Annotated in this window: 7 protein-coding genes; all 7 read right to left on the bottom strand. The window is 63.6% G+C overall.

Annotation, left to right across the window (positions count from 1 at the left end):
- Nucleotides 1-53: 53 nt before the first annotated feature.
- Nucleotides 54-1385, bottom strand: coding sequence for a flagellin N-terminal helical domain-containing protein (locus tag RBB42_RS11960; RefSeq protein ID WP_306043366.1), 1332 nt, complete (start codon nucleotides 1383-1385; stop codon nucleotides 54-56).
- Between the two features lie 42 nt (nucleotides 1386-1427).
- Nucleotides 1428-1658, bottom strand: coding sequence for a hypothetical protein (locus RBB42_RS11955; RefSeq protein WP_306043494.1), 231 nt, complete (start codon nucleotides 1656-1658; stop codon nucleotides 1428-1430).
- Between the two features lie 72 nt (nucleotides 1659-1730).
- Nucleotides 1731-3209 carry a mannitol dehydrogenase family protein gene (locus RBB42_RS11950; RefSeq protein WP_305967684.1) on the bottom strand — a complete coding sequence of 493 codons (1479 nt, stop codon included), beginning with the start codon at nucleotides 3207-3209 and terminating at the stop codon, nucleotides 1731-1733.
- A complete protein-coding gene (locus RBB42_RS11945; RefSeq protein ID WP_305967683.1) occupies nucleotides 3209-3979 on the bottom strand; it encodes an L-iditol 2-dehydrogenase in 771 nt (256 codons plus the stop codon). The genes RBB42_RS11950 and RBB42_RS11945 overlap by 1 nt, the downstream gene beginning before the upstream one ends.
- Complete coding sequence (locus RBB42_RS11940; RefSeq protein WP_305967682.1) at nucleotides 3976-4980, bottom strand: ABC transporter ATP-binding protein; 1005 nt, start codon at nucleotides 4978-4980, stop codon at nucleotides 3976-3978. The genes RBB42_RS11945 and RBB42_RS11940 overlap by 4 nt, the downstream gene beginning before the upstream one ends.
- Before the next feature lie 11 nt (nucleotides 4981-4991).
- The gene (locus RBB42_RS11935; RefSeq protein ID WP_305967681.1) at nucleotides 4992-5822 is read right to left on the bottom strand and encodes a carbohydrate ABC transporter permease; all 831 of its coding nucleotides are present in this window, start codon (nucleotides 5820-5822) and stop codon (nucleotides 4992-4994) included.
- A 10-nt stretch (nucleotides 5823-5832) separates the two neighbouring features.
- Nucleotides 5833-6699, bottom strand: a complete 867-nt coding sequence (locus tag RBB42_RS11930) for a carbohydrate ABC transporter permease (RefSeq protein ID WP_305967680.1) — start codon at nucleotides 6697-6699, stop codon at nucleotides 5833-5835.
- Nucleotides 6700-6743 lie beyond the last annotated feature (44 nt).

The following is a 6743-nucleotide window of genomic DNA, read 5'->3' as shown; positions in this document are numbered from 1 at the left end:
GCCGCCCCTTCGAAAGCAAAGCGTTCCACAGCCCGGCGGGCCTTGAATGCGGATCAGCCTTGGAACAGCGACAGCAGCGACTGCGGCGCCTGGTTGGCGATGGACAGCGCCTGGACACCCAGCTGCTGCTGCACCTGCAGCGCCTGCAGGCGGGCCGAGGCTTCTTCCATGTCCGCATCGACCAGCGCACCGATGCCGGATTTCAGCGCATCGGTCAGTTGCGAGACGAAATCCGCCTGGGTTTCGATGCGGCCCTGCGCCGAACCGAATGCCGAGGCCGAGTCGATGGCCGTCTGGATCAGGCCCTCGATCGATTCCAGGGCAGCGTCAGCGCCGGCCTGGGTGGTCACGTCGATATCCGACAGGTCTTCAAGCCGGCCACCGATGGTGGCATCCCCGACATCATAGCTGCGGACCTGGACCGAGAAGTTGTCACCCGCGTTGTTGGCGCCGGTAAAGTCGATCTGGTTCGCGTTGGTGCCATTCACCGCCGCACCGATACCGAGACCGTCGGTGATGTCCGAGTTGTCGGCCACGTACTTGTTGAAGGCGTCGGCAAGAGCGGCGGCCACGTCGGCCTGTGTATCACCGTCGCGGGCGACATAGGTGATTTCCTGTGCGCCGGCGGTGGCGGTGGTGTTGAAGGTCGCCAGACCTGCCGCGCCGCCCGTGATCTCGATCGAGAAACCGGTGCCGGCGGCCACGGTCGCCGTGCCCGCACCGGCGGTCTGGCCGACGACGGCAGCCGTGGTTGGCTGTGTCGCGTTGCCGGTCAGGGCGACGGCGGCGGTGTTGGCTGCACCCGACAGTTCGTCAGAGGCCGCGGCGGTGGCGGATGCCGATGCCACGTCGATCGACGATGCCCCGGTGCCGAGGTCCTGCTTGGCCACGGTGATGTCCGAGGCGGTGACACCGGTGCCCGACCGATCCAGCGAGGCCAGCACGTTGATGCTGCCCGAACCGGCGGCGGTGTCGGTGTTCGACAGCAGGTTCAGACCGTTGAACTGTGCAGCACCGACGACTGCACTGATCTGGTTGCGCAGGGCGTCGATATCGGTCTGGATCTTGGCCCGGTCGACGTTCTCTTCCTGGGCTGCAACGATGCGGGCCTTGATCTCGGTCAGCAGTTCGGTGGTGGTTTCCGCCGCCTGGCGGGCGACGGCGACGGTGGACTGGCCGAGGTTAAGGCTATCGGAGATGCCCTTGAAGCCCTTGACGTCCGCTTCCATCACCTTGGAGATGGCCCAGACGGCGGAGTTGTCCTTGGAGGTTGCAACACGCTTGCCCGTCGAGATTTCCGACTGGGTATCCGCGAGATTGGAATTGATGGACTTGAGGGTCTGCAGCGCGACCATCGCGCCATTGTTCGTCAGGATGCTAGACATATTCTTGCCCTTGCTGTTCGAAAGCGCATTTTGGCGCCGGTTTCATTTGCCGCGATCGGCTTTGCTGACGTCGTTCTGACGGATGCAGGCCTTGATATCGGTCTGCGCCACCGCTTCAGGTGCGCCGCCAACCTCACCGCTTGGAATGAACAGAAGGCTAAAACCCTCTTCTTGCTTACCTAGAATTTGTCTGAAACCGGAAGTGTTGTTGACGCACCGGACTGGATTACCGACGAGCCAAAGAAAAACCCGGCACGCAAGCGCCGGGTTCAAACAGGCGGGGCACCGCGGAAACCACGACGCACCCCGTGTCTTGTTAGGTCATTCAGGAGCCGCGCAGCCCCATCACTCAAGATAGGCGCGTATCGCGGCCTCTGTTCCTTCGGCCCAGATTCTCTGCAATGCCTCGGCAAAGGCCGCTGCGAAACCGGGGGCATCTGCCAGCGCGCCATAGAAGTGGCGCTGGTCCAGCCAGGCCTGAGGCCGATCCTTTGCGGCACGGGCGACTTGCGTCAGGTCGTCCCAGACCGGATCGTTCGGCATGATCTCCGACCCATCCTCGCGCGTACCGGCACACATCCTTGCCCAGAGCGCCTGGGACAGCGCCAGCCCGGCCAGCGGAGTTCCTGCCGCCACGGCGTCGCGGATCACCGGCAGGACCGCCCCGGTATGGCGCGACGAGCCGTCAAAGGCCACGCGACGCACGGTATCCACGATCTTCGGGTTGGAAAACCGTGCGTCGATCAGATCGACGTAGGCCTGCGGCGTCATTCCCGGCACAGCCCGCACATGGGGGGCGATTTCCTCCAGCGCCAGCTTGCGGAACAGCCCGCGGATCAGAGGATGGGCCATCGTGTCGTGGATCGTCTCGATGCCGAGGATCTCCGCCGGGGACGCGATGACCTGATGCCCGCCGTTCAGCATCCTCAGCTTCATCGCCTCGTAATCGTGCACGTCGTCCGAGATCGTCGCCCCGACCTGTTCCCAGGCAGGCCGCCCGGCACAGAACCGGTCCTCGATCACCCATTGGCGGAAATTCTCATGCGTCACCGGAACCGCATCGTCTATGCCGAATTCCCGCACCAGCGCCAGTTCGCGCGGGCCGGTGGCCGGAACGATGCAATCCACCATCGAGTTGGGAAAACTGCAATGCGCCGCGATCCAGTCCGCCAGGTCCGGATCGGCCATGCGGGCCAGGCCGATGATGACCTCTTCCAGCTTGGTCCCGTTGCCGGGGAGGTTGTCGCAGCTCTGGCAGGTGAACGGCCCGGCTTCGCTGTCGCGGCGGCGCCTCAGGGCGGCGATCATCGCACCAAAGGCGGTGCGCGGCGCCTCCAGGTTGGCCGCGTCGTGGCGCATGTCCGGATGCGTCGGATCAAAGGCCTTGGTCGCCGGGTCGAGGTAGTAGCCGCCCTCGGTGACGGTCAGCGCGACGATCCGGATCGCCGGGTCGGCCATGCAGTCGATCAGCGGCCCGTTGCCCTCGACGATCGGCACATAGTCGATCATCGAGCCGACCACCTCGGCCGAGCTGCCCTTCGGGTCCAGCTCGATCAGCGTTGTCAGATAGTCCTGTTCGGCCATCTTCAGCCGCTGCGCCTCATCGTAGGGGCGCACGCCCGCGCCGATGATGGCCCAGTCCAGTGCCTGCCCCTGCTGCATCAGGCGGTGCAGGTACCACGCCTGGTGCGCACGATGGAAATTGCCCAGACCGATATGCACGATCCCCGGTTGCAGCGAACGGCGGTCATAGGTCGGCGCGGACACGCCTTCTGGCAGATCCGCCAGCGTCGTGTTGTTCAGTTTGACTAGGGTTGCGGTCATCAGCTCATCCAGTTCCCGCCATCGACGTTCAGACATTGCGCAGTGATGTAGCGGGCGTCCTCGGAGGCCAGGAACACGCAGGGGTCGGCCACCTCTTCCGGCGTCCCCATGTGACCAAGCGGCACCGCTTCGCCCACTTCGCGTTTCTTCTGCCCCTTGGGCTTGTCCTCGTACTCGGCAAAGAGCCCGTCGACGATCTCCCACATGGGGGTGTCGATCACTCCGGGGGCGATGGCGTTCACCCGGATGTTGTCCTTTGCCAGTTCCAGGGCAAGCGATTGCGTGATCGAGATCACCGCCGCCTTGGTGGAACAGTAGACGGCGATATTCGGCTCTCCCCGACGCCCGGCCTGCGAGGAAAAATTGATGATCGCCCCGCCGCCACGCGCCTTCATTCCCGGCACAACGGCCTGGATCGCAAAGAGCGTACCGCCGACGTTGACGTCGAACTGGCGGCGGTAATCCTCGGGGGTGATCCGGTCGATGGAGGCCATGTTGAAGACGCCGGCATTGTTCACCAGCACGTCGACCCCGCCCCATTCGGCCTCCACGCGCGCGACGCCCTCGGCGATGGAGGCCGGATCGGTCACGTCCATGGCAAGCGCCATGCCATTGTCACCCAGCGGCGCGGAACAAGCGCGGGCCTCGTCCGCCAAAAGGTCGGCCACGGCAACCCGCGCCCCTTCGCGCGCGAAGGCCTGGCAGATCGCGCGGCCGATGCCGCGCGCCCCGCCGGTGACCAGCGCGACCTTTCCCGCCAGTCGCGTCATTGAATCCGCAGTCCCTCGGCATCAAAACGGTGCAGGTGCTCCAGGTTCGGATTCAGGAAGATCGTGTCGCCGTGGTGAACCGGGATCTCACCGCCGACGCGCACGGTCATCGGATCGCAACCCGGCACGCCGTGGACATGGATGAAAGTGTCCGAGCCCAGGTGCTCGGCCACGCCCACCTTGCCCTGCCACAAGCCTTCGGTGGTCGAGACCTCGACATGTTCGGGACGGATGCCGATGGTATGCGCATCGTGCTTTGCCGCCTCCGGACCTTCGAGGAAGTTCATCTTGGGGCTGCCGATAAAGCCGGCGACAAACTTGTTGCGCGGCGTGCGGTACAGCTCCAGCGGCGACCCCACCTGTTCGATCACCCCGGCCTGAAGGACCACGATCTTGTCGGCCATGGTCATTGCCTCGACCTGGTCGTGGGTGACATAGATCATGGTGGTGTCGAGCTTCTTGTGAAGCTCGCTGATCTCCATCCGCATGCCCACGCGCAAGGCGGCGTCGAGGTTGGACAGTGGTTCGTCGAAAAGAAACGCCGCCGGTTCACGCACGATGGCCCGACCGATGGCGACACGCTGCCGCTGGCCGCCCGAAAGCTGTCCGGGGCGACGGTCAAGGTAATCGGCCAGGTTCAGCGCCTTGGCCGCGGCCTCGATACGCCTGTCCTGTTCCGCCTTGTCGACCCCCGCCATCTTCATCGGGAAGGCGATGTTCTTGCGCACCGTCATATGCGGGTAAAGCGCATATGACTGGAACACCATCGCCAGGCTGCGTTTGGCCGGGGGCAGCGAGGTCGCATCTTTGCCGTCGATCTCGATCACGCCGTCGCTGGTGTCCTCCAGGCCGGCGATCAGACGCAACAGCGTGGACTTGCCGCAACCGGAGGGGCCGACGAACACGGTGAACTCGCCGTCTTCGATGGTCAGGTCCAGCGGCGGGATCACGGTCACGTCGCCAAAGGACTTCTTGACTTGCTTGAGTTGAATACGTCCCACGGATCTCTCCCTTATTTTACCGCGCCGAAGGTCAGGCCGCGGACGAGTTGTTTCTGGCTGAACCAGCCCATGATCAGGATCGGCGCGATGGCCATGACCGAAGCCGCCGACAGTTTCGCGTAGAACAGCCCTTCGGGGCTGGAGTAGCTGGCGATAAAGGCCGTCAGGGGTGCCGCGTTCGCGGCGGTCAGATTGAGCGTCCAGAAGGCCTCGTTCCACGCCAGGATGATGTTGAGCAGGATGGTCGAGGCGATTCCCGGCACGGCCATCGGTGTCAGCACGTAGATGATTTCATCCTTGAGCGAGGCACCGTCCATCCGCGCGGCCTCCAGGATTTCGCCCGGGATCTCGCGGAAGTAGGTGTAGAGCATCCAGACGATGATCGGCAGGTTGATCAGCATCAGCACCAGGACCAGGCCGATCTGCGTATCCAGCCAGCCAAGCCGGATGAAGAGCAGGTAGATCGGGTAGAGCACACCGACCGCCGGCAGCATCTTGGTGGAGAGCATCCACAGCAGGATGTCCTTGGTCCGCTTCGATGGCACGAAGGCCATCGACCAGGCCGCGGGAACCGCGATTATCGTGCCAAGGATGGTCGATCCGACGGCGATGATGATCGAGTTCCACAGGAACCTCGCGTAGTTCGACCGTTCCTGGACCGCCGCGTAGTTTTCCAGCGTCCAGTCAAAGAACAGGAAGACCGGCGGATCGCTGATTGCCTGGGCCTCTGTCTTGAAGCTGGTCAGGATGGTCCAGAGGATGGGAAAGAAGATCAGCAGACCCACACCCCAGGCGAAGGCGGTGTTGATCGCTTTGCGTTGTGTCGTGACAGCGCGTGCCATTGCGTCCTCCTCAGGCGTCCAGGTTCTTGCCGACGATGCGCATCAGGAAGAGCGCGACGATATTGGCCAGGATGATGGCGTAGACCCCGCCCGCAGACCCCAGACCGACGTTCTGGCTTTCCAGCACGCGCTGGAAGATCAGGTAGGTCAGCGTCTTGGTGCCGAATGCGCCCGACGTGGTCACGAAGATCTCTGCGAAAATCGACAGCAGGAAGATCGTCTGGATCAGAACCACGATGGTGATGGCCCGGCTGAGGTGCGGCAGGATGATGTAGAAGAAGCGCGAGAGCGGCGATGCACCGTCCATTTCGGCTGCTTCGAGTTGTTCGCTGTCCAGGGACTGGATCGCCGTCAGCAGGATCAGCGTCGCAAAAGGCAGCCATTGCCAGGACACGATCATGACCAGAGAGGGCAGCGAAGCCTCGGAGAGCCATGAGATCGGCTCTGCTCCGAAGAACCGCCAGAGATGCGCAAACAGCCCGTTGGTCGGATCCATGAACATGTTCTTCCAGACCAGTGCGGAAACCGTCGGCATCACGAAGAAGGGCGCGATCACGAGGATCCGGACCACTCCCTGGCCCCACATCGGCTGATCCAGCAGGATCGCAAGGAGCACCCCGAACATCACCGTGACGACAAGCACGCCCCCGACGATGATCAGCGTGGTCATGACGCTGGGCCAGAAGGAACTGGAGGTCACGAAACGGACGTAGTTGTCGAAACCGGCCCATCCCAGGTCACCGCCGCGCAGGGGCAGGTACTTTCGGAACGAGAACCAGAGGGTCATGGACAGCGGTACGAGCATCCAGACCAGTAGCAGGAACACCGCTGGCGCCATCATCAGACGGGCTGCGGATCGCGAGTGCTGGGTCGCCATTGCGCGCCTCCTCCCTTGGCGGCCCCGGGCCGCCACATAGATGT

Source organism: Mameliella sp. MMSF_3455 (assembly GCF_030733205.1).
In the GTDB taxonomy this organism is placed as follows: domain Bacteria; phylum Pseudomonadota; class Alphaproteobacteria; order Rhodobacterales; family Rhodobacteraceae; genus Antarctobacter.
Note: the sequence above shows the minus strand (reverse complement) of the source record. Positions and strands in the feature narration are given on the sequence as shown.